This window comes from Undibacterium sp. TC9W, from assembly GCF_049339865.1.
Classification (GTDB): domain Bacteria; phylum Pseudomonadota; class Gammaproteobacteria; order Burkholderiales; family Burkholderiaceae_D; genus Undibacterium.
Genome location: NZ_JBMPPJ010000063.1, coordinates 1 through 779 on the forward strand (window position 1 = coordinate 1; position 779 = coordinate 779).

Annotated in this window: 1 protein-coding gene; it reads right to left on the bottom strand. The window is 52.6% G+C overall.

What is annotated here, in order from left to right; genetic code table 11:
- Nucleotides 1–740: IS256 family transposase (locus ACO0LN_RS30250; RefSeq protein WP_422980459.1), on the bottom strand; the 740-nt coding region annotated here is incomplete at its 3' end.
- Between the last annotated feature and the right edge of the window lie 39 nt (nt 741–779).

Here is a 779-nt window from a genome sequence, read left to right on the forward strand (position 1 = left end):
TATTCGGCAGCAATGGCGTCAGGGAAGCCTTTCAAGCCATCGACACAGGCGATCAGGATATCCTGCACGCCCCGGCTCTTGAGTTCTGTCAGCACGGACAGCCAGAACTTGGCACCTTCATTCTCCGACATCCACAGGCCCAGCAAATCTTTGTGGCCCTCCATATTTACCCCTAAAGCCAGGTAGACCGCCTTATTGATGACACGCATGTTGTCTCGTATCTTGATGACGATGCAGTCCAGATAGACGATGGGATAAACTGCATCCAGAGGACGGGCTTGCCACTGGGTAATTTGTTCCAGTACCCGTTCTGTGACTTTGGAGACCAGGGTGGCTGACACGTCGGCATCATACATTTCCTTGAAAGCATCGACGATTTCGCGGGTGCTTAAGCCTTTGGCATAAAGCGCCAGAATCTGGTCATCCATCTGGGTTAAGCGGCTTTGGTGCTTGCGCAGAAGCTGGGGCTCGAAGGAGCCTTCACGATCCCTTGGCGCTTCTATCTCGACTTCACCATGCTGGCCTTTAAGGCGTTTGACGGTGCTGCCGTTACGGGTATTTCCTTTGCCTGGGGCGCTGTCCTGATGTTTCTCGTAGCCGAGATGCTCGGTCAGTTCTGCATTGAGCGCTGTTTCCATCGTGAGCTTGAGCAGCTCACGGGAGAATGCATTCAAATCAGCTTCGGTCTTGATGTCTTTCGCCAGCTCTTTGGCCAGCGCCTGCAGTTTGCTTCTTTCCATTGCGTTTGTCGTCATTTTGGCAATTCCTCATTATAGGAG